Consider the following 24,822-nt stretch of genomic DNA (forward strand, 5'->3'; position numbering starts at 1 on the left):
CCGATACGCCCGAGGCGCATTTGCATTCCTCATGAAACACCATGCCGTCCTTCCGTACCTGGCTGCGCTGCTCATCACACTGGCGCCGCAGGCTGCGCGCGCGCTCGATGTCCGCATCGACCCGCATGCCGACCTGCTCTATCGCCAGGCCCTGCCGCTGCTGGAAAAGGCCGACAACCAGGACGACAGCGACATCCCCATCCGCACTGCCATTGGCGGCGACCCCGAACTCAACCGCCAGGGCCAGGCCCTGGCCCGCACCCTGCCAACGGCGGTGGCACTGCTGAAAAAGTCGGTGGAACTTGGCCATCCGGTGGCTCAGTATCGCCTGGCGTTGTACTACACGACCTATCTGCCTGCGGCGCAAATCCCCGATGCCGCCTGCCCGCTGCTGGAAGCGAGCCTGAAGCAGGGGTTCGCCCCGCCGGCGACGGCGATCGCCACCTGGTGCCCACCGTATAACGCCAGCCGTGCCTACCGTGAGGCACTGGAAGCGATACCGAGCATGGCGACACTGTATGCAGCGTATTATCCGCAGCCAGCTACCCGCCTGGCGTGCAGCCGCAGCCAGCCGCAGGGGCTGGAAATGCAGTGGGGCCGGCAGCGTGATTACCAGGCCGAGGTGTACCGGCTGCTGGGCGATCTCGACCCGCAACACCGCCAGACGCTGCTGCAAAAGGCCGTGGAGATCAACGGATGCGTGGCGGCCCAGCAGCGTTTGACCAGTCATCGCTGATCGTTCGGCCCTAGCCGACGCCCCAAGGTTCGGCCACAAACGAGCAAGATCGTTCAAGCCAGCCGCACCGTCCTCTGGCAAGCTGCCCTACCGAGTAACCGTGTCGCAGCCATCATGTCCAGCAATCCCCCCATCGCTCGCCAAGCCTTCCTTCACGGCGCCATCGCCATCCTTCCGCTGTCGCTTGCGGTCGCCCCCTGGGGCCTGCTGGCCGGCTCCATGGCCATCGAGGCCAACCTCAGCCCCTGGGAAGGCCAGGGCCTGTCGGCGATCGTCTTCGCGGGCGCCGCACAGCTGGTGGCCATCGGCATGCTCAAGGGCGGCGCCAGCCTGCTGTCGATCCTGTTGACCACCCTGCTGCTGACTTCGCAGCACTTGCTCTATGGCTTGTCGATGCGCCCTGTGCTGTCCAACCAGCCACTGCGCTGGCGGCTGGGGCTGGGCTTTCTGCTGACCGACGAATTTTTCGCACTGACCAGCCACTACGACCAACAGCAATTCAACCGCTGGTATGCCCTCGGCGTCGGGCTGACCTTCTACGTGGCCTGGAACCTGTTTACCCTGGCCGGCATCGTGCTGGGCCAGAACATCCCGCACCTTGACCAACTGGGCCTGGACTTTTCCATCGTCGCCACCTTCGTCGCGCTGATCGCGCCGCTGGTGCGCAACCTCGCCACAGTGGTCTGTGTAGCGGTGTCGCTGTTCTGCTCCGTGCTGTTCAGCTACTGGCACTGGGAAACCGCCTTGGTGGTCGCCGGCCTGCTGGGCATGTCGGCTGGCTTTATCTGTCAGAAGTTTTCCGGAGCTCGCGCATGACCTGGCTACTGATCTTCGCCATGGGCGCCGTGGTGTTCCTCAACCGCTATGCCTTCCTCGAGCCGCGCCTGCCGCTGCGCCTGAGCTCCAATGCGCGCCAGTTCCTCGGCTTTGCCGTGCCCGGCATGCTGACGGCCATCTGCGGGCCGATCATCTTCCTGCCCGGTCACCAGCTGGACCTGAGTCTGCTCAACCCGTACCTGCTCGGTGCCCTGGTCGCCGTCGGCCTGGTGCTGTTGACCCGCAGCGTATTGCTGAGCATGCTGGCGAGCATGTTGATCTTCTTCCTGCTGCGCAGCTGGCTGGCATGACCCCGCCCCTGCGCGAACAGACCCACCTTTGGCAAGCGCCCGCCCTGGGCGATGTCGAGATGCTGCACGCGCGCTACTTCCAGCAGCGCTTCGCGCCCCATGTGCATGAAGGCTACGTGTTCACCGTGATCGAGTCCGGCGCCCAGCGCTTCTGGCACCGGGGCAGCGAGCATCTGGCCCCGGTCGGCAGCATGGTGCTGATCAACCCGGACGAACTGCACACGGGCGCCACCGCCCATGAGGCCGGTTGGCGCTACCGTGGCTTCTACCCCGAGCATGAGCGGGTCACCCGCGTACTGGACGAACTGGAACTGGGCCGCCATGGCATGCCCCACTTCAAGGCCAGCGTGATCCAGGACCCGGCCCTGGCCTCGGCCTTCAGCCAGTTGCACCAGCTGTCGGAGTCAGGCGCCAGCGCCCTCGAGCAGCAGACCGCCTGGCGCCAGGCGGTGCTGGCACTGGTGCAGCGCCACGGCCATTGTCCTGAACCCACGGCCCCCGGCAACGAGCCTGTGGCGGTTGCCCGCGCCCGCGAGTTGCTGGAAAGCCAACTGGCGGACCCGCCCTCGCTGGAGGCGTTGGCAGCGGCGGTGAACCTGTCACCCTTCCATTTCGCCCGGGTGTTCCGCCAGGCCACAGGTTTGCCGCCGCATGCCTGGTTGAAGCAGCGTCGTCTGGCCCATGCCCGGGATCTACTGAAGAGAGGCCAGGCGGCCTCGGAAGTGGCGTTTGCTTTAGGCTTTGCCGACCAGAGCCATCTGAGCCGGCAATTCAAGCAAGCCTATGGCGTGACGCCGGGGGCCTATCGGCAGGCATGCGTTCACCCGTCATTTCCTGCCAAGTAGATTATTTATTCGTGTCACGGGCGCGCCCACCGCTGTTCCAATGTATCGGCGCGATCAACAGCATGAAGGTCATCCAGATAAAAGTCGTTGGCCCCGCAAGCAGAAAGATCAGACTGGCTACCACCCCTGAAACCGCATCACCGATGACGGCGGTAAAGTATTAGAGAGAAAAGTTTCTGCCGACTTCATGCTCTTCTGACAGGCACTGAATATTGGTGACAATGGCGATATCGACGAAAGCACCAATGAAACCAACTGCGAACAGAATCGAAAGAAATAGCCACTTGTTGTACTGGAGCGCAACGGCCGCAAGAAAAAACAGCGCACCGTATAACGCCCAGCAACGCAGCACCAACCGTGCAGTCGTGACCTTATTGAAGCGGGTGTAGAGCACACCACCCATCACGGTACCTGCCGCAAGCAGCGATAAAACATAGCCAACCGCGGCCTCGGAAGCGAAATGTTCCAGCACCGAAGCAGGTAGGATGAAGCGAATCACGGAGGTGGCGAACATTGCACAGAACGTCGTGCAACAAATAACTGCAAACAGCGGAGCGTTGCTGGTCTTGAGCTGGCCCACGCTGCGCATCGCATCGCGGATCATCACTCGCCCGTCGAAGGCCTGTCCCGCGTTCGAGCTGGAAGGGCCCAACCTAGCGATACAAAGAGCCGACGAACCCAGGCAAACCGCGAAAAACAAGAAGCTTGCCTCACGAGACAGCATCAGCACGCATGCCGAAAAAATCAACGGCCCGACAATCGATGCTGCATCTTCTATCACCTGGATCACACTATTGACCGATGCCAGGCTCTCCTTTTCGACAATGTCGGGAAAATAAGCACGAAAGGTCGGCACATAAAGGCATTCAAGCGCTGTCATGATCATCGCCAACCCTGTGAGCGCAGGCAATGCAAACATGGACGAGCTATAAAGGGCGAAAAAGGCCAGCGCCAAAATACTCTTGACTGTTTCCACCCACAACAAGGTGCGCTTCTTGTTGCCGTTATCCGCCAGCCAACCACCCCAGGGTGAAAATAGCAAACTTGGTATGTAGCGGAAGAAATACACCACGCCTATGAGAAACAGATCGGCATCTGTCATGGATACTACGGCTACCGCAAAGGCGGTTTCAAATGCAAACTCACCACACTTTGATAAGCAGCAAGAGATTACAAGAGGTCGTGTTCTGCGATTAACACTCAAGGCGAGCATGTCAGGTATCCATTGCGGGGGAAAAGCAACCTAAGACGCTCGTTGAAAGTACGCAACAGGCAACGTGTAACAGAACCGCCACAACGAATGAGGAAGAAGAACTTTCTTACACTCATCACCGGAGTTCGTAACCTGAAAGCAAGTAAAGTGGCTCTAGAATGCACCCTAAAATGCTTCACCACATTTCACACTTCCGGCACTGAATCAAATTTAAACATTTTGCGTAATTTTTTCGAAAGGTAACAGGCTTGCGCTTGCCCCCATTCTTATAGCGAAGTTTCAGAGAGGTCCGAAGCCAGGCAGAAACCCTCTGCTACACTGACAGGGCTAAACGGAGGATCCTGCCATGTCCGAAAGAGAGCTCACCACCCTCCTGTCGCTGATGACCCAGCGCCAAGCCTGCCTGAGCAGTGCCTGCAAGGAGATTGCCGACTGGATCGACCGGCAGGGCGATGTGCCCGCCGCCGGCAAGATCCGCGCTAGCCTGAAGGCGCTGGAGGCCGACGAAGCCCAGGTCCGCAAGACCTTGACCTCGCTGACGCTCGACCGGCCTTTGCCACGGTTTCGTAGCTGAAAAATGAACGGGGCCGCTTCGCGCCCCTATCGCCGGCAAGCCGGCTCCCACAGGTACAGCGCAAGCCTTGAGCGCTGTGAAGAACCTGTGGGAGCCGGCTTGCCGGCGATAGGGGCGCGAAGCGGCCCCGGGTGAATCAGTTGAATCAGTGGTTCATGTGCATGTGGTCATGCCCGCCCGCGCCCGCAGTCAGGGCTCGAACTTCTGCCTGCACGTCCAGCGTTTCCTTAGCGCCCTTGGCATCTTCGATGGTCAGGGTCAGCGGCACTTTCTCGCCTTCCTTCACCTGCTGGGTCAGGCCCATCAGCATCACGTGGTAGCCATTGGGATCCAGGCTCACCGGCTTGCCCGCCGGCAGCTCGACCGCCTTCACTTCCTTCATGCCCATCACGTCACCGTTCATGGTCATTTCGTGCACCTGCACGGTCTTGGCCACCGGCGAAGCCACGCCGACCAGCTTGCTGTCGCTGCTGGCGGTCAAGGTCATGAAGGCACCGGTGGACTGCTGGTGCGGCACGCTGGCGCGTACCCAGGCATCGCTCACGGTGGTCTGGGCCAGGGCCGGCAGGGCCAGGCCCATCAAGGCCAGAACGGCCAGGCCGCGCTTGATTGGTTGCATCGACATTCAGCAGATCTCCATCAGGGTGCGCAGGTCTTCAGCACATTCCTGGGCGTTCAGGGAATGGCCCAGGCTCAGGCGCAAGGTGCCACGCGTGTCATAGACGTAGCTGGTGGACGAATGGGAAATGGTATAGGTGTCGCCGGCCGGGACCTTCTCGTAGAACACCTTGAACTCCTTGGCCACCTCGGCGATTTCCTCGGGGGTGCCAGTGAGCGCGGTGAACGTCGGGTCGAAGGCCTTGAGGTAGGCATCGAGCACTTCGGGGGTGTCGCGTTCCGGGTCCAGGGTGATGAACACCACCTGGAACAGATCGCGGTCGCGGCCCTTGAGCAGCTTCTTGATTTGCGCCGCGCGCGCCAGCGCAGTCGGGCAGACCGCCGGGCACTGGGTGAAACCGAAGAAGATCATCGGCATGCTGCCGTAGAAGCTCGACAGGGTACGCTCGTTACCCTGGGGATCCTTGAGGCGGAACTTGCGCCCGAGGATCTCGTTGCTCATGTTCTTGCCATACTTGAAATCAAGCCCCCGGGCCGGGTTGCAGCCTGCCAGCAGGCCGAGCCCGAGAACGCCCATCCCGGCGACTACTGCGCGCCGGGTCAACAGATCATTCATGAAACCATCCTTTTCAGGGAAGGTGCCGACCCCTAAAGCGGGCCGGCCGAAAAAACCGGGGCATTCTTGCATGACACCCAGAGGGGTTCTACCCGACCAAGGCGGAGAAGGCCCGCAGCCCTTTAAACACGGGCTGCGGCCAGTTGTCGCAGGGGTTGAAACCGTAACAGTTTGTTGCTAGCAACCATCAAACACCCATCAGTAGTAGGCGTTTTCTTTCTGGCTGTGGTCAGTCACGTCACGCACGCCTTTGAGCTCGGGGATACGCTCGAGCAAGGTGCGCTCGATGCCTTCCTTCAAGGTCACATCGGCCTGGCCACAGCCCTGGCAACCACCACCGAACTGCAGCACCGCTACGCCATCGTCGACCACGTCGACCAGGCTCACCTGACCGCCGTGGCTGGCCAGCCCCGGGTTGATCTCGGTCTGCAGGTAATAGTTGATGCGCTCGTTGATCGGGCTGTCTTCGTTGACCATCGGCACCTTGGCGTTGGGCGCCTTGATGGTCAGCTGACCACCCATGCGGTCGGTGGCGTAGTCGACCAGTGCATCTTCCAGGAACGGCAGGCTGACCGCGTCGAGGTAGGCAGTGAAGCTCTTCAGGCCCACCGGCTCGTCGTCGGGTTTTTCTTCGCCCGGCTTGCAGTAGGCGATGCAGGTTTCGGCGTACTGGGTGCCCGGCTGGGTAATGAAAATGCGGATGCCGATGCCAGGCGTGTTCTGCTTGGAAAGCAGATCGGCCAGGTAATCATGGGCGGCGTCGGTAATGGTTATAGCGCTCATGGAAGTTCCTCACAGTCTTGCGGCCAAGTGTACGCCAACCTGGCCCTTGAACAAAGTCCTAGCATTTGACTCGGGAAAGCGCGAACACCGGGTTTTGCTCCCGTGGCGCCGCCAGCCAGGCCTGCATCCGCCGGTACAGGCCACGCTCCAGCCATTGATAGCTGAACCACGACATTAGTCCAATGGACGGCACGCACAGGGCGAACACCAGGTAAGGGTTCAAGTGCAGGCGCTGGCAGGCGAACCAGCCGGCATACAGCACCAGTACGTGGACCAGGTACACCGAGTACGAGCAGTCGCCCAGCGCCTTGAGCACGCGATTGCCCTGGAAGTACGGCTCCAGGGCGATGAAGGCCAGCACCACCAGCGCGCTGGGCAGGCCCCAGTGCAGCAGACGCTGGGAAGCGTCGAGGTGGTAGAGCGCATAACCCGCCACCGCCAGCAGCGCCAACGGCAGCCACAGGCCTTCGCGCACCAGCCCTCGGCGATACAGCACGCCCAGGCCGATACCCAGCAGGAATTCGTAGATGATGTCGTTGCTGTAGAAGCGGCTGAGCACGCCAAGGCGGCCCAGCACCTCGCTGACCAGCAGCAACGCGGCCGTCACCAGCAACAGGTGGTGGCGCTGGCGAACCAGGAATGCCAGGCCGAACAGCAGGTAGAAGAACACCTCGAAGTTCAGCGTCCAGCCCACGTTCAGGGTCGGGTACAAACCGTAGCCTCCGGGGTTCTCCGCAGGGATGAAGAACAGCGACAGGAACAGGTGGCGCCAGGCGAATTCCTGATGTGGCATCCATTGGCTGAAGGCCAGCAGCAGCGCCGCCATCAGTGCGGTGTAGAACCAGTAGGCAGGGACGATCCGCAGGGCCCGGTTGAGCAGGAACTGACGCGGTTGGATGGCTTTGTCACGGGTCGAGAGGTAGATCACCAGCCCGCTGATGACGAAAAAGATGTCCACGCCCACCGCGCCGCGGTCGCTGAGCAGCTGGCCGATGGGGCCGGTGGCGTGGAAGTCGAAGAAGATCTGCATGAAGTGGTGGCAGACCACCACCCAGGCGGCGAACGCCCGCAGTGCCTGAAGCGAATACAGCATGAAATACCCTGCGATTGCCGGTGCATTGAGGCCCGGCGAGCGCTTCGCGCTCGTTCGCCGGCAAGCTGGCTCCCACACAGATCATGCTGTACATGGCCTTGTGGGAGCCGGCTTGCCGGCGATTGGGCTGCAAAGCAGCCCCGGACCACCCACCGTTTCCGACCGCAGTGCTTTCGCAAAGGTCAGCCGAACCGATCAGAGGTTCTCGTAGCGGTTCATGTCCAGCACGCCCGCCTCTACCGGCGTGGTCTCCTTGATGTAGGTGTTCAGGTCATGGAAGTAGCGCCAGAACTCCGGATGGCTGCGGCGCACGCCCCAGCGCATGACGATACGCTCGAACTTGTCGGCATCGTCGCGCGCGTACTCCATGTCCTCGACGAACTCAGGCACATCCTTGACCGGAATGTTGAACATGAAGTTCGGATAGCTGCTCAGCACCCCTGGGTACAAGGTCAAGGTATCCAGCCCCGGCAGGTAGCGACGGGCCTCGCCCAGCAGGAAGGCCACGTTGCTGTGCGCCCGGTTGCGCAACAGGCTGTAGACCTGGCGCTGGCCACCCTCGCCTTCGATGCGCAGCATGGTCGCCTCGGGCAGCTGGTTGATCACCTTCAGTCCCGCCGCCGGGCGCGACACCAGACGGCTGAGCGACTGTTCGGCATTGCGGAACGCTTCGCTCATCTGCGGCCGCGAGCAGTAAGCGCCCTGGCAGCGGTTGATCGGGTCGGGCGCAGCATTCAGGCTGCCGGTGCGCTGCAACAGCTTGAGACCGAAGTCACGCTTGGGGTCGCGCGGGTCGAGCTTGATGCCGCTCGGCGTATCGGTGTCGATGTCTTCATAGTCGAGCCACATCTTCACCTTGCCGCTGTTCTGGTACCAGTCGCTGAGGATCGCGCCGCGCTGGCCCGCCGGCATCAGGCGCAGGAAGTTGATCTCGGCGCCGTTGCGGATCAGGTCGAAGTACAGGCGTGTCTGCAACTGGTGCGAGACATTGCCGAACACATCGAAGTTGACCGCCAGCTGGTAATAGGTACGCTCGAACAGCGGGTAGTCGAACAACCACACGGTCAGCGGCACGTCACCGATCAGGCCCTTGGTTACCGAGGCGCTGTCGAAGTGGCGGAAAATGCTCAGCATGGCGTTGTCGTTGCCGGCCCACAGGGTCGCCCAGCCCGGCTCCGGCATATCGGCATAGGCTTCGCGGCGCAGCTTCTCGTACTCGTTGCGCTTGTCGCGGTAGGCGTGCCACAGCGAAAGCACGCTGCCCACGTCATCGATCTGGCCCGGCATGGCCAGCAAAGGCGTGGCCTGGCCACGGTACTTGGCATCGGTGATGTAACGGTCGTGGGCCGGTTCCTGGAACAGCGCCCAGAAGTTGTCGCGAATCACGTCGGTGGCGATCTGCCCCCGGCACACCGGGCCGCGGATGAAGGTGCGCACGAAGTACTCGGCGTTGTCGAGCATGAACTGGTAGCGCGCCACCGCCGGGATCGCCTCGAAGGTCTCGAACGGGTTGGCCCGGTGGCGCGGGCCGTAGCCCGGCAGCGCCGAGGCGTGCCAGTCGCCGGCATAGAACAGCTGCTTGACCCGCTTGAGCTTCTGCGGCCCCATCGGGTAGGTGATGTGGGTCTTGTGCACGATCACGCCCTGCACCGGAATCAGCCGATAGTAGAAATCGGTGCCCGGTGGGTCGTTGGGGCGCCGGGTGGCGATCAGGTCGACCGGCTGACCGCTAGGTGTGCGCGAACGCACCCACTGGAAGAAGTGACCCTGATCGCCGCCGACGAAGTAGATGTGCGCCAGGAACAGGTGTTCGTAGAGCCAGCGGCCCACCAGTGCCTCGGTCGAGCCTGGGCGATTGAGCAGTTCCTCCCAGTCGGCGATCTGCTTGGCTTCCACCTCGCTGGGCTTGATTGGCTGGTACTCGACCGGCGCGCCCGCTGCCAGCCAGTGCTGCATGGTCTGGTATTCCTGGTCGGTCAGGCCGGTGACCGCCAATGGCATGCCCTCTTTCGGGTGGGCGCCGGCATAGGCGTCGAACTCGTGGGGCAAGGGGCACATGTTGTTGCGGTTCAGCCCCAGAACGATGTCCTCGGGCAACTTGGCATTGGGGGTCAGTGGCGTCTTGTGCCCCAGCTCGAGCATGCGCGCCATCAGCGCCGCCTGGCTGCCCTGGTTGTCGAGCACCGAATAGAAGCCCTTGCTGCGCCACTGTTCTTCAGTGTGGGCATCGTAGAACAGCCGCGTGGTGGGCACCGCCTTGCTGCGTTCACCCTGGTACACCGGTACCTTGGTGGCGCCGCGCACCGCCCCTTCGGGGCTTTCCAGCTTGAGCTGGCAAGCGGCGTCGTTGCAGGCGTGGCAGGCCACGCACTTCTCGGTGAAGATCGGCTGGATATCCCGGGTGTAGGAAATTGCCGGGCTCGATTGGGGGGGCTGCCCGAACGCCATGCTGCTGGTCAGCAAGGCAAGGGCGGCAGCCATAAGGCGATGCACCATGTGCCGTAAGTCCTGGTTCTTGAAAGCCATCACGATTGTCTGGTCGTCCTTGGGTGCTTGTGGCTCAACATGAACAAAATTCATGCAAATGGCCGATGCGCCTAAAAACCGCGCAGCTTTGTTATGATTCCGCACCTTCTGATATTTGCCCGACCAGGTAGTTCCTATGTCCGACCGCAGCGCTCGTCTCCAAGCACTCCAGAACGCACTCAAAGAGCGCATCCTGATCCTCGACGGCGGCATGGGTACTATGATCCAAAGCTATCGCCTCGAGGAACACGACTATCGTGGCACGCGCTTCGCCGATTGGCCAAGCGACGTCAAAGGCAACAACGACCTGCTGCTGCTCAGCCGCCCGGACGTGATCGCCGCCATCGAGAAAGCCTACCTCGACGCCGGTGCCGATATCCTCGAAACCAACACCTTCAACGCCACGCAGATTTCCCAGGCCGACTACGGCATGGAGTCGCTGGTCTACGAGCTGAACGTCGAGGGCGCGCGCATCGCCCGCCAGGTGGCCGATGCCAAGACCCTGGAAACCCCCGACAAGCCGCGCTTCGTCGCCGGCGTGCTCGGCCCGACCAGCCGTACCTGCTCGATCTCCCCGGACGTCAACGACCCCGGCTACCGCAACGTCACCTTCGACGAGCTGGTAACCAACTACATCGAGGCCACCCGCGGCCTGATCGAAGGCGGCGCCGACCTGATCCTGATCGAAACCATCTTCGACACCCTCAACGCCAAGGCGGCGATCTTCGCCGTGCAGCAGGTGTTCGAGGACGACTGCATCGAACTGCCGATCATGATCTCCGGGACCATCACCGATGCCTCCGGCCGTACCCTGTCCGGCCAGACCACCGAAGCGTTCTGGAACTCGGTGCGCCATGCCAAGCCGATTTCCGTGGGCCTGAACTGCGCCCTCGGCGCCAAGGACCTGCGTCCGTACCTGGAAGAGCTGTCGACCAAGGCCGACACCCACGTCTCGGCCCACCCCAACGCCGGCTTGCCGAACGCTTTCGGTGAATACGACGAAACCCCGGCCGAGATGGCTGCGGTGGTCGAAGAGTTCGCCGCCAGCGGTTTCCTCAACATCATCGGCGGTTGCTGCGGCACCACGCCGGGCCATATCCAGGCCATTGCCGAAGCCGTGGCCAAGTACAAGCCACGTGAAATTCCGGAAATCGCCAAGGCTTGCCGCCTGTCGGGACTGGAACCGTTCACCATCGATCGCCAGTCGCTGTTCGTCAACGTCGGCGAGCGCACCAACATCACCGGTTCCGCCAAGTTCGCCCGACTGATCCGTGAAGAGAACTACACCGAGGCCCTGGAAGTCGCCCTGCAGCAGGTCGAGGCCGGCGCCCAGGTGATCGACATCAACATGGACGAAGGGATGCTCGACTCCCAGGCCGCCATGGTCCGCTTCCTCAACCTGATTGCCTGCGAACCGGACATCTCGCGCGTGCCGATCATGATCGACTCGTCGAAGTGGGAAGTGATCGAAGCGGGCCTCAAATGCATCCAGGGCAAGGGCATCGTCAACTCGATTTCCATGAAGGAAGGCGTCGAGCAGTTCAAGCACCACGCCCGCCTGTGCAAGCGCTACGGCGCCGCCGTGGTGGTGATGGCCTTCGACGAGGTCGGCCAGGCCGACACCGCCGCACGCAAGAAGGAAATCTGCCAGCGCAGCTACGACATCCTGGTCAACGAAGTGGGCTTTCCACCAGAAGACATCATCTTCGACCCGAACATCTTCGCCGTCGCCACCGGCATCGAAGAGCACAACAACTACGCCGTCGACTTCATCGAAGCCTGTGCCTTCATCCGTGACCACCTGCCCCATGCGCTGAGCTCCGGCGGTGTGTCCAACGTGTCGTTCTCGTTCCGCGGCAACAACCCGGTGCGCGAAGCGATCCACTCGGTGTTCCTCTATCACGCCATTCGCAACGGCCTGACCATGGGTATCGTCAACGCCGGCCAGCTGGAGATCTACGACGAGATCCCGGCCGCGTTGCGCGAGAAGGTCGAGGACGTGGTGCTCAACCGCACCCCGCATGGCACCGACGCGCTGCTGGCCATTGCCGACGACTTCAAGGGCGGCGGCGCAGCCAAGGAAGTGGAAAACGAAGAGTGGCGTTCGCTGCCGGTGCAAAAGCGCCTGGAGCACGCGCTGGTGAAGGGCATCACGGCGTTCATCGTCGAAGATACCGAAGAATGCCGCCAGCAATGCGCACGCCCCATCGAGGTCATCGAAGGCCCGCTGATGAGTGGCATGAACGTGGTCGGTGACCTGTTCGGCGCCGGCAAGATGTTCCTGCCGCAGGTGGTGAAGTCCGCTCGCGTGATGAAGCAGGCGGTGGCCCACCTGATTCCGTTCATCGAAGCCGAGAAAGGCGACAAGCCCGAGGCCAAGGGCAAGATCCTCATGGCCACGGTCAAGGGCGACGTGCATGACATCGGCAAGAACATCGTCGGCGTGGTACTGGGCTGCAACGGTTACGACATCGTCGACCTCGGCGTGATGGTGCCGGCCGAGAAGATCCTGCAGACCGCCCGCGACGAAAAGTGCGACATCATTGGCCTGTCCGGCCTGATCACCCCGTCGCTGGACGAGATGGTCCACGTCGCCCGCGAAATGCAGCGCCAGGGCTTCAACCTGCCGCTGATGATCGGTGGCGCCACCACCTCCAAGGCGCACACAGCGGTCAAGATCGAGCCCAAGTACAGCAATGACGCGGTCATCTACGTCACCGACGCCTCGCGCGCGGTGGGCGTGGCAACCCAATTGCTGTCCAAGGAACTCAAACCCGGTTTTGTCGAGAAGACCCGCCAGGACTACGTCGAAGTCCGCGAGCGCACCGCCAACCGCAGCGCCCGCACCGAGCGCCTGAGCTATGCCCAGGCGGTGGCGACCAAGCCACAGTACGACTGGGCCAGCTACCAGCCGGCGGTCCCCTCCTTCACCGGCGTCAAGGTGCTGGAAAACATCGACCTGCGCACCCTGGCCGAGTACATCGACTGGACACCGTTCTTCATCTCGTGGGACCTGGCCGGCAAGTTCCCGCGCATCCTCACCGATGAAGTGGTCGGCGAAGCCGCCACGGCACTGTACAAGGACGCCCGTGAGATGCTCGACAAACTGATCGACGAGAAGCTGATCAGTGCCCGTGCCGTGTTCGGCTTCTGGCCGGCCAACCAGGTGGCCGATGACGACATCGAAGTGTATGGCGAAGACGGCCAGACCTTGGCTACCCTGCACCACCTGCGCCAGCAGACCATCAAGCCCGAAGGCAAGGCCAACCTCTCCCTGGCCGACTTCGTTGCCCCCAAGGGCTGCGGCGTCACCGACTATGTGGGCGGTTTCATCACGACCGCCGGCATCGGTGCCGAGGAAGTGGCCAAGGCCTACCAGGACAAGGGCGACGACTACAGCTCGATCATGGTCAAGGCCCTGGCCGACCGCCTGGCCGAAGCCTGCGCCGAATGGCTGCACGAACAGGTGCGTAAAGAGCATTGGGGTTATGCCCGTGACGAGCACCTGGACAACGAGGCGCTGATCAAGGAGCAGTACAGCGGCATCCGCCCTGCCCCGGGCTACCCGGCCTGCCCGGACCACACCGAGAAGGAAACGCTGTTCCGTCTGCTCGATGGCACCGCGATCGGTGAGACCGGGGCCAGTGGTGTGTTCCTGACCGAGCACTTTGCGATGTTCCCGGCAGCGGCGGTCAGTGGCTGGTACTTTGCCCACCCGCAGGCGCAGTACTTCGCCGTGGGCAAGGTGGACAAGGACCAGATCGACAGCTACAGCGCGCGCAAGGGGCAGGATGTGAGCGTGAGCGAGCGCTGGCTGGCGCCTAACCTTGGGTATGACAGCTGAGATCGCTGGGGCCGCTTTGCGGCCCTTTCGCGACACAAGGCCGCTCCTACAGGATCACGCGACGCCCTGTAGGAGCGGCCTTGTGTCGCGAAAGGGCTGCGCAGCAGCCCCTAGCCCACCTACACTGTCCCTGATTGCCTCCGATTTCCTCAGGAGCCCCCATGGACGATTCCAGCCAAGGCAAGCCGCCCACCTTCTGGCAGATGCTGCACAGCATCCTCGCCGCCGCCTTCGGCGTGCAAAGCGGCAAGAACCGCGCGCGCGACTTCACCCACGGCAAAGCCAGCCATTTCATCGCGCTGGGCACGCTGTTCACCCTGGTATTCATCCTGGTACTGATCGGCCTGGTGCAGCTGGCCCTGCACCTCACCGCCCGCTAGAACGCAATCCGCCCGCGAAATTCCCTTCCGCGGGCGGCTCAGGTTGCATCACGGTCTAAAAAACAAGGTGCTACTGGTGGCTGACCCAATACACGGCAGTGACCACCACCAGAACGATCAGGCAGAGGATCGCCCAGGCATCGACACTGCTGTCAGCTTTGCGGACCTTGGTAGAGTTTCCCATTGCATTGCCTCTTGTAGTGGTTATGGGAATGCACTTCACCACCAGCAGTTAAGACGAGCCATGCCCTTTGCTCAAGCAGGGTCTTTCAATAGTCGACGGGTGACGCAATAAAAGGATATTGGTAGTTCGCCGGCCGCCCTTCGGCACTGTAACGCTGAAAATCGACACCGTAGTCGTCCTTTTCCAGCAACTTGAGCCAGCGCCGGGCCTTGGCCTGGTCGATCGACTGCAACACCGGCAGCACATGCTCGGACCGACCGTCACGGTTGATCTGCACCCCCTGCGCGTGGTCATGCAGCATGACCATGGCCCAGCCGCCGACACTGAAATGCCCGGCCATCAGCACCCCCAGCCGGCCGTCGATCCGCGCGCGCAGCGCTTCGGGCGAGCTGTTGACCGCACTGAACACTACGTCGCGCCCCGGCTTGCGCCCCACCGCTTCGAACGCCTGCATGGCGCCAAAGGCCATCTCGTCATTGGCCGACCACACCAGCTTTGTATCCGGGTAGCGCTGCAGCAACTGCTGCGCCTGCTCGAAGGCACGTTGCCGGTTCCAACCGCCGTACACCACCTGGCGCAAGCGCACCTGTGGGAAATCGGCCAGGGCCCGGCGCATGCCTTGCTCGCGCAACTGCGAGGCCGGTGTGGTCTTGACCCCGGCAAACGCCACCAGGTCGATCGGTTCGTTGCTGCGCGGCAGCAACGCCACCATCTGGTGCAGCATCTGGTAACCGGCCTGTTCGTCATTGCTCGTCAGCGTGCCCAACAGCTGCGCGTATCGGCCAGGTTGCGCCTCGATGCTGTGCGCCTGGCCTGCGGTCAGGCCATTGTTGACCAGAAACAGCTTGACCCCGGTACCCTGGGACAACCGGATGATCTCCGGCGCCACGTACTGCTCGTTGACCAGCACCAGGTAATCCGGCCGCTGCGGCCCTTCGAGAGCGGCCCGCGCCTGGGTCAGCGCGCGCTCGGCATTGCGCTCGCTGTACTCCACCCGCAGGGTCATGCCCAGGTCATCGGCAGCCGCCTGCATGAAGCGCGAGTAGCTGAGCCAGAAGGTTTCAGTGGGTTGCCCGGGGTTGAGGAACACCACCGAAGCAGCCTGCGCCGTGGCTGCCATTGGCAAGCTCAGGCACAAGCATTGGCATAGCGCCTTGAGCATGCGGTCAACCCCTTGTAAAAAACGCGGGATTATAAGCGCCGACGAACAAATGCCAGTCAGTCTCAGTTAGTTCGTTTGGTTCTTTTCATATGCAAAAACATCACTTTAGCGCATAACCCCAACCTGATATCGTTCCTCGGCTCCGAACTGGAGTGCGCGGCCGTGCGCGCGAATTGCTGCATGCAGCCTGAGACAGGACTTTTATGTACGTATACGACGAGTACGATCAGCGGATCATCGAGGACCGCGTCAAGCAGTTCCGTGATCAGACCCGCCGCTACCTGGCCGGTGAGCTGAGCGAAGAAGAATTCCGCCCTCTGCGCCTGCAGAACGGCCTCTATATCCAACGTTTCGCGCCGATGCTGCGCGTCGCTGTGCCCTATGGCCAGCTGAACGCCCACCAGGTCCGCACACTGGCCAAGATCGCTCGCGACTACGACAAGGGTTACGCCCACATTTCCACCCGCCAGAACGTGCAGTACAACTGGCCGGCCCTGGAAGACATCCCGGACATTCTTGCCGAGCTGGCCACCGTGCAGATGCACGCGATCCAGACCAGCGGCAACTGCCTGCGCAACACCACCACCGACCAGTTCGCCGGTGTGGCCGCAGACGAGATCGTCGACCCGCGCCCATGGTGTGAGATCGTCCGCCAGTGGACTACCTTCCACCCGGAATTCGCCTACCTGCCGCGCAAGTTCAAGATCGCCATCAACGGTTCCAAAGAAGACCGCGCCGCGATCGAGGTGCACGACATCGGCCTGGAGCCGGTGCGCAACGCCGCTGGCGAGCTGGGCTTCCGCGTGTTGGTCGGCGGTGGCCTGGGCCGTACCCCGGTGGTCGGTTCGTTCATCAACGAGTTCCTGCCGTGGCAGGACCTGATCAGCTACCTGGATGCCATCCTGCGCGTGTACAACCGTTACGGTCGCCGTGACAACAAGTACAAGGCGCGGATCAAGATCCTGGTCAAGGCACTGACGCCGGAAGTGTTCGCCGAGAAGGTCGAGGCCGAAATGGCCCACCTGCGCGGCGGCAGCAGCACCCTGACCGAAGAAGAAGTGCAGCGCGTCTCGCGCCACTTCGTCGACCCTGAGTACCTGGCCCTCGACAACGTCGACTACAGCGCCCAGGACGCCGAAAACCCAGGTTTCGCCCGCTGGCGCTCGCGCAACACCCGCGCCCACAAGCGCCCTGGCTATGTCGCCGTGACCCTGTCGCTCAAGCCGACCGGCGTTGCCCCAGGCGACCTGACCGACAAGCAGCTGGACGCCGTGGCAGACCTGGCCGAGCGCTACAGCTTCGGTTTCCTGCGCACCTCGCACGAGCAGAACATCATCCTCGCCGACGTCGAGCAGCGCCAGCTGCACGCCCTGTGGCTGGAGCTGCGCGAGTCGGGCTTCGCCACGCCGAACATCGGCCTGCTGACCGACATCATCTGCTGCCCGGGCGGTGACTACTGCTCGCTGGCCAACGCCAAGTCGATCCCGATCGCCGAATCCATCCAGCGCCGTTTCGACGACCTGGACTACCTGTTCGACATCGGCGAAATCGACCTGAACATCTCCGGCTGCATGAACGCCTGTGGCCACCACCACGTCGGCCACATCGGCATCCTCGGGGTGGACAAGAAGGGTGAAGAGTTCTACCAGGTGTCCCTGGGCGGCAACGCCGCGCGCGACGCGAGCCTGGGCAAGATCCTCGGCCCGTCCTTCGCCCAGGACGCCATGGCCGACGTGATCGAAAAGCTGATCGCCGTGTACGTGGAACAGCGTACCGAGGAAGAGCGCTTCATCGACACCTACCAGCGTATCGGCATCGACCCCTTCAAGGAACGCGTCTATGCAGCGAATCATTAAGAACAATCAGATCGTCGACGAAACCTGGCACCTGCTGCCCAAGGAAACCACCCTCGACGAGCTGACCAACTGCGACGACTACATCGTCCCGCTGCACCTGTGGCGTGACCATGCCCACGTGCTCAAGGCCCGCGACGGCGGCCTGGGCGTGTGGCTGGACAGCGACGAAGAAGCCGAAGAGATCGGTGACGACGTGCAGCACTTCCAGGTCATCGCCCTGAACTTCCCGGCCTTCACCGACGGGCGCAACTACTCCAATGCGCGCCTGCTGCGTGACCGCTACCAGTTCAAGGGTGAGCTGCGCGCCATTGGCGACGTGCTGCGAGACCAGCTGTTCTTCATGGCCCGCTGCGGTTTCGATGCGTTCGCCATCCGTGCCGACAAGGACCCGGAAGACGCACTGCAAAGCCTGAAAGACTTCTCGGTGACCTATCAGGCCGCCACTGACGAACCGCTGCCGCTGTTCCGCCGCCGCTGATCGTTGTGCTACATGGCCCACCCTTTGGTGGGCCATGTGCTTTCTGTTGCAGCATTCAGGTTTGTTGCCGGCCTGCCGATATCAAGGTTTAGCCTTGATGATCAGTAAGGATGCTGGCGATGACCCTCATCACCTCCGCGGTACGCCTGACACCCGTCGTTCAAATCGCCTCACGCGCCCCCCAGGTCGCCAGCACCCACTGGCCCCAGGCATTGACCGTGCGCCCCAGCACCGTGGTCAGCCTTGGCCAACAGCCCACCAGCGTCGAACCCCGGACCTACACCGCCAAAGGCACGCTCCAGGCGGTGCAGGGCCAGTACGTATGGGAGCAGAACGGCCTCGACAAGCTCAGCATGTACATGCACAGCGCGGTTCAGTCGACTTCCCCTGCAGGACGCTTCCAGGGCCTTGGCGCCGCCCTGCTCGAACAATTGGCGGCCAACGGTGGGCAACGGATTACCCAGTCGGGCCTGGCGGTCAATGACGGCACGGCCACCGAGCCCTTGCTGCTGGGCATGCAACAAGCCAGGCTGCGCGAGCATGCCACCAACAGTGTGACCTTCCAGCTCACCAGCGCATCGGGCGCCACCATTTCCCTGGGCCTGTACAGCAGCGACGCGGGCCTCGCGGTCGACGCCGACGTACAGGGCGGCACATTGACCCGCGAAGAGCTCAAAGGTCTGGCAGCCTTGGCAGACAGCTTCCAGTCCGCAATCAACGGTCTGACCCGGGAGCCCCCTCAGCTGCAACTGGGCGCGCTGGTCAAGCTCGACCCAAGCCTGTTCACTGGCCTGCAGATGAACGCCAAGCTGGACACCGCCAGCGGAACCCAGCAGACCTTTGACCTGCACCTGGACGAACACACCCGCAGCCTGAAGCTGCAAGGCCCGAGCGGCGAGGTGAAGATGAACCTCGATACCCAGGGCGGTACCCTGATCGGCAGCCAGGCACAGCGCCAGGCGGCGGTGGCCAACTACCTGACCCAGTTCGATACCGCCCAGCAGCGCGGCCAAGGTGATGAGCAGTTGATGGCCCTGTTCAAGGATGCCTTCAGCCAGCTCAACCGTGTGGACGACGCCAGCCCACGCCCATCCGGGCATGACACGGCGCAGAACAAGGTCAGCCGCACGCTGTTGAGCGGCCTGGCCGACTTCGATGCCTCGATCACGCAAACCGTGCAGAAGACCAACCCGATGCGGCCTGAGGAAGCGGATCACTTCGACTACAAGGTCTCGCAGTCCACCCGCCGCAAAGGCAATGCTGCAAACCTGACCGTGCAGCAGGATCAGCAAGCCAGCCTGAAGGCGGCCTGGCACAAGGGCCTCAACCCGCTGGTGGACTTGATGCTTACCCGTGACAGCAAATCGCAGAACTACCGCTATCACGAGGTCGAGGACGTTTCGCGCAGCACCACCCGCCTGGCGTTCGCCAACAACTCGCTGGTGGAAGCCAGCACGTCCCAGGAGGCCAGCCAGCAAGAGCGTGTGCGCACCTATCAGGACGGGGTACTGAAAACGGATGACACCAGCCGCGCTTCGGCGGATCGATCACGCGACTTGCTGAACATGCTTGAAAAGCTGCTCGACCAGGACCAGGCCGCGCGGCGCACCGGGGCGGCTTCAACGCTGGAAGACCAGCTGGCCGGGCTGCGCCACCTGTGGCTGTTGCAGTCCGTACCGGGGCAGATAGGCGCATGACGCCCAGCCCGCCATTTGGCGGGCTGGTTCCTTTCTCCCGCATTAACCGATCTGCCAGCCCTGACGCAGCACCGCCTCGCGGCTCAACTCAACGATGAGGTTGCGCTCCGCCGCCTCACGCTCCACGACGATTTGCTCCACCTGCTGCAGATAAGCTTGATCGGCCATCGTCGGCGCCTGCTCCGTCAATGCATCCAAACGCTCGTGAAAGGGCACGTTCATCTGTTCGAAGCGCAGGGCATGCTGCGCGTGCAGATGCTCCACCCAGAACTCCCGGTCAGCCAGTGCCTCGGCCAATGCCTGGGTGGTTTCCTCCCTCAGCACCTCGGCCCGGGCGGCCCCGAGGTCCGCCGCAGTTATTCCACTGAAAGGCTGATACGCCAGGTCACTCGGCTGGGCAGGTAGATCCAGGCTGTCCGCCAGCCTGACGCGATACGTCAGGTAAACTTCCACCGGGTCGTTCGCCCCCAGTACGGCCACCTGCCGGGCGGCGATGGCATTCACCCGGTCCAGCCGGTACAGCGAGCGTCCCAGGCTTACCAGCGCCTGCTCAGTGTGAAGCCCCGCGCTCTGTGCATTGGCTCTGGCGACCAGTGCACCGACTTCCAGCTCGCTGAGTGTCATCAGAAACTGATCGCTGCAGGTTCGTGGCCCGCTCACTTGTTCGAACAGCCGGGTGCGCACCTCGGCATGCTGTTCGCAGGCCTCGATGATATGCCATACCCGCGCCTGCACATCGCGGGGTTGGTTGTGGTACTCGCGGGTATCGAGCAGGTCCGAGAAGAACCGCATCAAGTCCCCGGATCGCCGCTCGCGCTGGACACGCTGCCATTGCGCCAGCCGCTGTTCACGCTGAGTCGGTGTGAATCCGCGCAGCCATGATTCGTGGGGGGAGCCGTCGCTTTGCGAATGAACGAAGCCAGCCGACATACCTGCATCGGCACTGGCACGCGCGCGCTGTAAACGTAGCGCGCTTTCCTCGGTGAGCGGGTTGTCATGCAGATGCAGGCGGCGCAACAAACGCGGCGAGTAACCCGAAAGATCGTTCGGCAACTCACTGATCCGGTTGTCACGCAGGTCCAGGGCTTGCAAGTTGGCATGGACGGTCACATCTGCCGGCAACTCGCGCACATTGGTCCGGCGCAAGGACAAGCGACGCAACTGCGTAAAAGACGCCAGGGAGGGCGACATGCCAATGGGGTTGTCATTCAGATCCAGGCGCCGCAGATCACGGAGCTGGCTCAAACGCAGGTTGTCCTCGGCGGTGAGCACGATGCGGTTGTTGCCCAGGAGCAGGCTTCTCAGCCCGCTCATCTGTTCGATCCCAGCAGGCAGACGAGACAACTGATTGTCCCTCAGGTCCAGATTGCGAACGCCTGAGAACCGCGCGAACAGGGAAGCATCGATGGCGTCCAGATGCATGTCGCGCAGGGTCAGGTGGCTTATGTGGCTGAAGTCCACATCTGCGGGCACTGTCGGTAGCCCTCCCACATGATCGCCATTGATGATCAAATGAAAGTCGCCCTCCACCGTGCCCGGGTACATGCGCCGCCAACTGCCGAGGATACGCCTGGCCACCCAGGCGCGGCGCAGGCGGCGGATTAGGCCTTGGCTTGGCTCATTACGCCAGGCATGCAAGGCTTGCTGCAGGCTTTCTCGGGCCCGGCGCAACTGGCTGAAGTGCTGCCAAGGGTCCACCTGACGCTGTACCAAACCCTCCAGGTAACGCGCCAACTGGGCATCGTCAAGCAGCGGGAACAGTTGCCCCAAACCCTGCAGAAGTGCCTGGCGGCTACCTTGGCCGCGACCGCTGAGCGGATAACCCAGGCGCCCGTCCAGCAAGCGCTGCGGTGGGCGTATACCCTGCCCGACAGGCGCCAGGCCGATCTGCTTTGCCAGCGCTTCCCGGTCTAGCTCAACACCCTCGGCGATCGTCCCCTCTTTGTACAAGGCGGCGCACGCGCGGTCCAGCCGGCTGTCGCGTACGGCCCAGCGTACCTGCTCAGCCAGGCTCAAGGGCACACGTTGCGCGTTCAGCAGGCTGTCCAGTTCGACACTGTTGGCCTGCTCGACGATTTCCCGGGCACAGCGCGGTGTAAGGCCGGTAAAGTCGCGCATCAACACTTGGTCGGCAGGCTGCGGATGGACCTGGCGGTTGTTGAAGATCTCTTCGAACGCGTCCCCTTGCACTTGCGGATAACGCGCGTGCAACTGCTGACGTTCGATAGCATCCAGCAGCCGTGCGGGCGGCGGGGCGTTCTCCAGGTGCAGGCGACGCAGGCGATTGGTATCGAAGCCCGTGCTGCGCAGCGCGCTCTGCGCCTCTTCTTCACTGATCGCAGCCGTGCGGCTGGCCAAACGCCGCACCAGATACACAGGGTCATCCCAGTAGCGCGGGCGTTCCAACTCATGCCGCCACTCCCCCGCATCGTTGTGTTCCAGGCGTGGTGAATAGGCATCGGGCTGGGTAGGGTGGCGGATTTGCCAGTCGCCGCCGGCCGAATCCTGTGCCACCACATACACACCTTCGTGCAGGCGCCTGTGCTGTCGAATACCCTGGTGAACGGTCTGGCCCACATCCAATGCCTGCTCGCCCTCTTCCACCGCATAACCCGGCAGGCCAGGGTCACACAGGCGCAGTCGGCCATCGGCAAGGGCCACCGGCAGCAGGCCGTCGACTTTGCTCACCCGCTGGGCAAGCTTGCCCAGGCCATGGGCAGCGCCGGCAGTGATGCCAACCAGCGCGACGGTTTCGGCGACATTGAACAGATGCCCCAAAGCAGCATCCCGGTCTCCCAGTTGCCAATCTTCATAGCCCTCATAAACATCGCTGGCGATCTGCACCGCGATGACGCCGAGCATCACTTCGCCTAGCCCCGGCACAAAGAACGCCGCCAGCCCCAACAAGTCCAGCCCCAACTCCAGGTAGGCATGCAAACGGGCGCGGCGGTCCTCGCTGTCTTCGTCTCCGGTTGGCACTGCCAGCACCCGAGCGTCATCCAGCATCTTGTCGAGCTGCTCCCGACGCAGGCTGGCAAACACGTTACCTTCGATTGCGAAATGCCGGCCATCGACCTCCATTGGCACATCGTTGCCGCCCGTGGCCAGGCGCGCCCTGAGTACGGTGTTGAAACCGACCCGATCACGCTCGGCGATCAGGCGCTGGATGTAAATGCGGTAACTACTACTGCGTAGGCGCACGCCCAGGGTCAGGTACAGCGAAGGCCAGCTGGCGTGCCAGCTCAGAGGGGCATAAGGGTCATCCGGTAGCCAGGCGACCACACCGAGCAGCTTACCTGCCTGGCGCAGTTCCATGGCCAGCGCGCCGATCAGCCGCTTGCCCAGCAAACGCACGCTGTGGCAGTGCAGCGTCGCAGCGGCGAGCGGGTTTGCCGGTTGCTCGGCAAGCATGTTCAGGATGGGCTGGAGCGTAGCCTGGTCGATCTCGTTGCGGACCCTGGCAACCACAGCGGACACTTCAAGGTTGATGCGCAAGGCTTGCTCCATGGCCGCCGCGACAGCTTGCCCTGTTGCACCGTCTTGAAGCTGCGACTTCAGATGGTTTTGATATTGCGTGCCAAGGTCCAGGGTGCGACAGAGCTCGGCGAAGCGCTCAGGGGCCATGGCCAGCGGCTGGCCGTTCGCATCCAGCAGGCCTGAGCCAGGGGCGAAACCTGCGCTTGTGGTCTCGCGCTGGTGGAAATTATGCAGCGCGGCCGCGAGTAGTGTCCGGCGCTGCTCGGTGCTTTCGTAGTGAAGAGGCAAGCTTGGGGAAATCGGTGGCTTCAGCCGCAGATACTTTATTTTCAGCTGAGCACTGCGCGGATTTACCTCGGCTAACCCTGCATTGGCCAAGGCTTGCCTGAGCAGCGGCTCGGCGAAGCTGTCCAAGGGTTCGACAGCACCCAGCAAAGGTTTCAGTTGGGCCTGGACCTGTTGCTGGCGGGTTGCACAGATACGCAACTGCGCCAGCAGTTCAGGTGCTGCGCCGGTCAGCCAGCTCGGCAGCTGTCGGGCGATCAGGGCATCGATGGAATCCTTGGCAATCGGGGAATCGGTCATGGCGCGCGGGTCCGTTCTGAAAGGAGAACGGCAGCTGACCTGACAAGGACTGTTCCCAGGCCATATCTATGTACCTTTTGCACGACCGCTACGCTAATTCGTGACCACGGCGCAAATGACCTTGGCCGACGGGCCCCTTAATCATCACGCCCCAAAGCCGCACACTGCCTGTCACTCGACACATCGACCGGGCCACGGCCCGCTGAATTCAGGAGCAGCCCCATGAGCATCCCATCCTTCGGCCTCGGCACCTTCCGCCTCACTGGCCAAGCCGTCATCGATTCGGTCAAGTCCGCACTGGAACTGGGCTACCGGGTCATCGACACCGCGCAGATCTACAAGAACGAAGCCGAAGTCGGCCAAGCCATCGCCGAAAGCGGCGTACCGCGCAGCGAGCTGTTCATCACCACCAAGATCTGGGTCGAGAACTACGCCGCCGACAAACTGATCCCCAGCTTGCGCGAGAGCCTGACCAAGCTGCGCACCGACCACGTCGACCTGCTGCTGATCCACTGGCCGGCGCCTGGCAACGGCGTTGAATTGCCCGAATACATGGGCGCACTGGCCGAGGCGAAAAAGCTTGGGCTGACGCGGCAGATCGGTGTCTCCAACTTCAACATCGCGCTAACCCGCCAGGCCATCGACGTGGTGGGCGCAGGTGAGATCGCCACCAACCAGATCGAACTCAGCCCCTACCTGCAGAACAGCAAGCTGGCCGGCTTCCTCAAGCAGCAGGGCATCACCGTCACCTCCTACATGACCCTGGCCTACGGTAAGGTGCTGAAAGACCCGGTGCTGGCCGAGATTGCCGCCAAGCACAAGTCCACCGTTGCCCAGGTGGCCCTGGCCTGGGCCCTGCAACTGGGTTACGCGGTCATTCCTTCGTCCACCAAACGCGAGAACCTGGCGAGCAACCTGCTTGCCCGCGACCTGCACCTGGACGCGGATGACATGGCCCGAATCGCCGCGCTCGAACGCGGTGGCCGTGAAGTCAGCCCGGATGGACTGGCACCGGAGTGGGACTGACC

Annotated in this window: 18 protein-coding genes and 1 pseudogene; 11 read left to right on the forward strand and 8 right to left on the reverse strand. The window is 62.6% G+C overall.

What is annotated here, in order from left to right; genetic code table 11:
• The first annotated feature begins 31 nt into the window (after nt 1–31).
• The 4 genes from ACIPZB_RS24405 to ACIPZB_RS24420 all read left to right on the forward strand — a co-directional run bounded on the left by ACIPZB_RS24405 (nt 32) and on the right by ACIPZB_RS24420 (nt 2,708).
• Nucleotides 32–736 carry a sel1 repeat family protein gene (locus tag ACIPZB_RS24405; protein ID WP_400643090.1) on the forward strand — a complete coding sequence of 235 codons (705 nt, stop codon included), beginning with the start codon at nt 32–34 and terminating at the stop codon, nt 734–736.
• A gap of 114 nt (nt 737–850) precedes the next feature.
• Nucleotides 851–1,552 (forward strand): AzlC family ABC transporter permease, encoded by a 702-nt coding sequence (locus ACIPZB_RS24410; RefSeq protein ID WP_400643091.1) that lies wholly within the window; start codon nt 851–853, stop codon nt 1,550–1,552.
• On the forward strand, nt 1,549–1,863 hold the full coding sequence (locus tag ACIPZB_RS24415; protein ID WP_008095856.1) for an AzlD domain-containing protein: 315 nt from the start codon (nt 1,549–1,551) through the stop codon (nt 1,861–1,863). The genes ACIPZB_RS24410 and ACIPZB_RS24415 overlap by 4 nt, the downstream gene beginning before the upstream one ends.
• Entirely contained in the window at nt 1,860–2,708 is an 849-nt protein-coding gene (locus ACIPZB_RS24420; protein WP_400643092.1) for an AraC family ligand binding domain-containing protein, read from the forward strand. The genes ACIPZB_RS24415 and ACIPZB_RS24420 overlap by 4 nt, the downstream gene beginning before the upstream one ends.
• A gap of 1 nt (nt 2,709) precedes the next feature.
• Here ACIPZB_RS24420 and ACIPZB_RS24425 read toward each other — a convergent pair.
• Nucleotides 2,710–3,921 (reverse strand): annotated as a pseudogene (locus tag ACIPZB_RS24425) (MFS transporter).
• A gap of 346 nt (nt 3,922–4,267) precedes the next feature.
• On the opposite strand from ACIPZB_RS24425, the gene ACIPZB_RS24430 reads away from it, so the two are divergent.
• Nucleotides 4,268–4,495, forward strand: coding sequence for a hypothetical protein (locus tag ACIPZB_RS24430; RefSeq protein WP_016393610.1), 228 nt, complete (start codon nt 4,268–4,270; stop codon nt 4,493–4,495).
• Between the two features lie 145 nt (nt 4,496–4,640).
• Here ACIPZB_RS24430 and ACIPZB_RS24435 read toward each other — a convergent pair whose 3' ends face one another.
• From ACIPZB_RS24435 to ACIPZB_RS24455, 5 genes are all read right to left on the reverse strand, one after another.
• A complete protein-coding gene (locus tag ACIPZB_RS24435) occupies nt 4,641–5,120 on the reverse strand; it encodes a copper chaperone PCu(A)C (RefSeq protein WP_400643093.1) in 480 nt (159 codons plus the stop codon).
• Nucleotides 5,121–5,729 carry an SCO family protein gene (locus ACIPZB_RS24440; RefSeq protein WP_008095847.1) on the reverse strand — a complete coding sequence of 203 codons (609 nt, stop codon included), beginning with the start codon at nt 5,727–5,729 and terminating at the stop codon, nt 5,121–5,123.
• 198 nt (nt 5,730–5,927) lie between these two features.
• Complete coding sequence (gene nfuA, locus ACIPZB_RS24445) at nt 5,928–6,512, reverse strand: Fe-S biogenesis protein NfuA (RefSeq protein WP_008095845.1); 585 nt, start codon at nt 6,510–6,512, stop codon at nt 5,928–5,930.
• Between the two features lie 58 nt (nt 6,513–6,570).
• Nucleotides 6,571–7,605, reverse strand: coding sequence for an acyltransferase family protein (locus tag ACIPZB_RS24450; RefSeq protein WP_400643094.1), 1,035 nt, complete (start codon nt 7,603–7,605; stop codon nt 6,571–6,573).
• A 195-nt stretch (nt 7,606–7,800) separates the two neighbouring features.
• Nucleotides 7,801–10,101, reverse strand: a complete 2,301-nt coding sequence (locus ACIPZB_RS24455) for a fatty acid cis/trans isomerase (protein ID WP_400643095.1) — start codon at nt 10,099–10,101, stop codon at nt 7,801–7,803.
• A 166-nt stretch (nt 10,102–10,267) separates the two neighbouring features.
• On the opposite strand from ACIPZB_RS24455, the gene metH reads away from it, so the two are divergent.
• Together metH and ACIPZB_RS24465 are read left to right on the forward strand one after the other, a co-directional pair.
• Nucleotides 10,268–13,975: a methionine synthase gene (metH, locus tag ACIPZB_RS24460; RefSeq protein WP_400643096.1), complete on the forward strand. Its 3,708-nt coding sequence runs from the start codon at nt 10,268–10,270 to the stop codon at nt 13,973–13,975.
• Nucleotides 13,976–14,136: 161 nt separating this feature from the next.
• Nucleotides 14,137–14,355, forward strand: coding sequence for a DUF2970 domain-containing protein (locus ACIPZB_RS24465; protein WP_008098865.1), 219 nt, complete (start codon nt 14,137–14,139; stop codon nt 14,353–14,355).
• Between the two features lie 269 nt (nt 14,356–14,624).
• On the opposite strand, the gene ACIPZB_RS24470 is transcribed toward ACIPZB_RS24465, so the two are convergent.
• Nucleotides 14,625–15,701 (reverse strand): ABC transporter substrate-binding protein, encoded by a 1,077-nt coding sequence (locus tag ACIPZB_RS24470; protein WP_400643097.1) that lies wholly within the window; start codon nt 15,699–15,701, stop codon nt 14,625–14,627.
• 203 nt (nt 15,702–15,904) lie between these two features.
• On the opposite strand from ACIPZB_RS24470, the gene ACIPZB_RS24475 reads away from it, so the two are divergent.
• The 3 genes from ACIPZB_RS24475 to ACIPZB_RS24485 all read left to right on the forward strand — a co-directional run bounded on the left by ACIPZB_RS24475 (nt 15,905) and on the right by ACIPZB_RS24485 (nt 19,732).
• Complete coding sequence (locus ACIPZB_RS24475; protein WP_008098849.1) at nt 15,905–17,557, forward strand: nitrite/sulfite reductase; 1,653 nt, start codon at nt 15,905–15,907, stop codon at nt 17,555–17,557.
• Entirely contained in the window at nt 17,541–18,035 is a 495-nt protein-coding gene (locus ACIPZB_RS24480; RefSeq protein ID WP_008098847.1) for a DUF934 domain-containing protein, read from the forward strand. The genes ACIPZB_RS24475 and ACIPZB_RS24480 overlap by 17 nt, the downstream gene beginning before the upstream one ends.
• A gap of 119 nt (nt 18,036–18,154) precedes the next feature.
• Nucleotides 18,155–19,732 (forward strand): hypothetical protein, encoded by a 1,578-nt coding sequence (locus ACIPZB_RS24485; RefSeq protein ID WP_400643098.1) that lies wholly within the window; start codon nt 18,155–18,157, stop codon nt 19,730–19,732.
• 42 nt (nt 19,733–19,774) lie between these two features.
• On the opposite strand, the gene ACIPZB_RS24490 is transcribed toward ACIPZB_RS24485, so the two are convergent.
• Entirely contained in the window at nt 19,775–23,794 is a 4,020-nt protein-coding gene (locus ACIPZB_RS24490) for an NEL-type E3 ubiquitin ligase domain-containing protein (protein WP_400643099.1), read from the reverse strand.
• A gap of 222 nt (nt 23,795–24,016) precedes the next feature.
• On the opposite strand from ACIPZB_RS24490, the gene dkgB reads away from it, so the two are divergent.
• Nucleotides 24,017–24,820: a 2,5-didehydrogluconate reductase DkgB gene (gene dkgB / locus ACIPZB_RS24495; protein ID WP_400643100.1), complete on the forward strand. Its 804-nt coding sequence runs from the start codon at nt 24,017–24,019 to the stop codon at nt 24,818–24,820.
• Nucleotides 24,821–24,822 lie beyond the last annotated feature (2 nt).

The organism is Pseudomonas sp. NPDC089396 (assembly GCF_044749545.1).
GTDB lineage: Bacteria > Pseudomonadota > Gammaproteobacteria > Pseudomonadales > Pseudomonadaceae > Aquipseudomonas.

Coding starts and splice junctions, on each gene's coding strand:
- ACIPZB_RS24465 (WP_008098865.1), top strand. CDS start 14,137: ATGGACGATTCCAGCCAAGGCAAGCCGCCCACCTTCTGGCAGATGCTG.
- ACIPZB_RS24485 (WP_400643098.1), top strand. CDS start 18,155: ATGACCCTCATCACCTCCGCGGTACGCCTGACACCCGTCGTTCAAATC.
- nfuA (WP_008095845.1), bottom strand. CDS start 6,512: ATGAGCGCTATAACCATTACCGACGCCGCCCATGATTACCTGGCCGAT.
- ACIPZB_RS24480 (WP_008098847.1), top strand. CDS start 17,541: ATGCAGCGAATCATTAAGAACAATCAGATCGTCGACGAAACCTGGCAC.
- ACIPZB_RS24430 (WP_016393610.1), top strand. CDS start 4,268: ATGTCCGAAAGAGAGCTCACCACCCTCCTGTCGCTGATGACCCAGCGC.
- ACIPZB_RS24490 (WP_400643099.1), bottom strand. CDS start 23,794: ATGACCGATTCCCCGATTGCCAAGGATTCCATCGATGCCCTGATCGCC.
- ACIPZB_RS24450 (WP_400643094.1), bottom strand. CDS start 7,605: ATGCTGTATTCGCTTCAGGCACTGCGGGCGTTCGCCGCCTGGGTGGTG.
- ACIPZB_RS24470 (WP_400643097.1), bottom strand. CDS start 15,701: ATGCTCAAGGCGCTATGCCAATGCTTGTGCCTGAGCTTGCCAATGGCA.
- ACIPZB_RS24410 (WP_400643091.1), top strand. CDS start 851: ATGTCCAGCAATCCCCCCATCGCTCGCCAAGCCTTCCTTCACGGCGCC.
- ACIPZB_RS24475 (WP_008098849.1), top strand. CDS start 15,905: ATGTACGTATACGACGAGTACGATCAGCGGATCATCGAGGACCGCGTC.
- ACIPZB_RS24440 (WP_008095847.1), bottom strand. CDS start 5,729: ATGAATGATCTGTTGACCCGGCGCGCAGTAGTCGCCGGGATGGGCGTT.
- ACIPZB_RS24435 (WP_400643093.1), bottom strand. CDS start 5,120: ATGTCGATGCAACCAATCAAGCGCGGCCTGGCCGTTCTGGCCTTGATG.
- ACIPZB_RS24415 (WP_008095856.1), top strand. CDS start 1,549: ATGACCTGGCTACTGATCTTCGCCATGGGCGCCGTGGTGTTCCTCAAC.
- ACIPZB_RS24405 (WP_400643090.1), top strand. CDS start 32: ATGAAACACCATGCCGTCCTTCCGTACCTGGCTGCGCTGCTCATCACA.
- ACIPZB_RS24420 (WP_400643092.1), top strand. CDS start 1,860: ATGACCCCGCCCCTGCGCGAACAGACCCACCTTTGGCAAGCGCCCGCC.
- dkgB (WP_400643100.1), top strand. CDS start 24,017: ATGAGCATCCCATCCTTCGGCCTCGGCACCTTCCGCCTCACTGGCCAA.
- metH (WP_400643096.1), top strand. CDS start 10,268: ATGTCCGACCGCAGCGCTCGTCTCCAAGCACTCCAGAACGCACTCAAA.
- ACIPZB_RS24455 (WP_400643095.1), bottom strand. CDS start 10,101: ATGGTGCATCGCCTTATGGCTGCCGCCCTTGCCTTGCTGACCAGCAGC.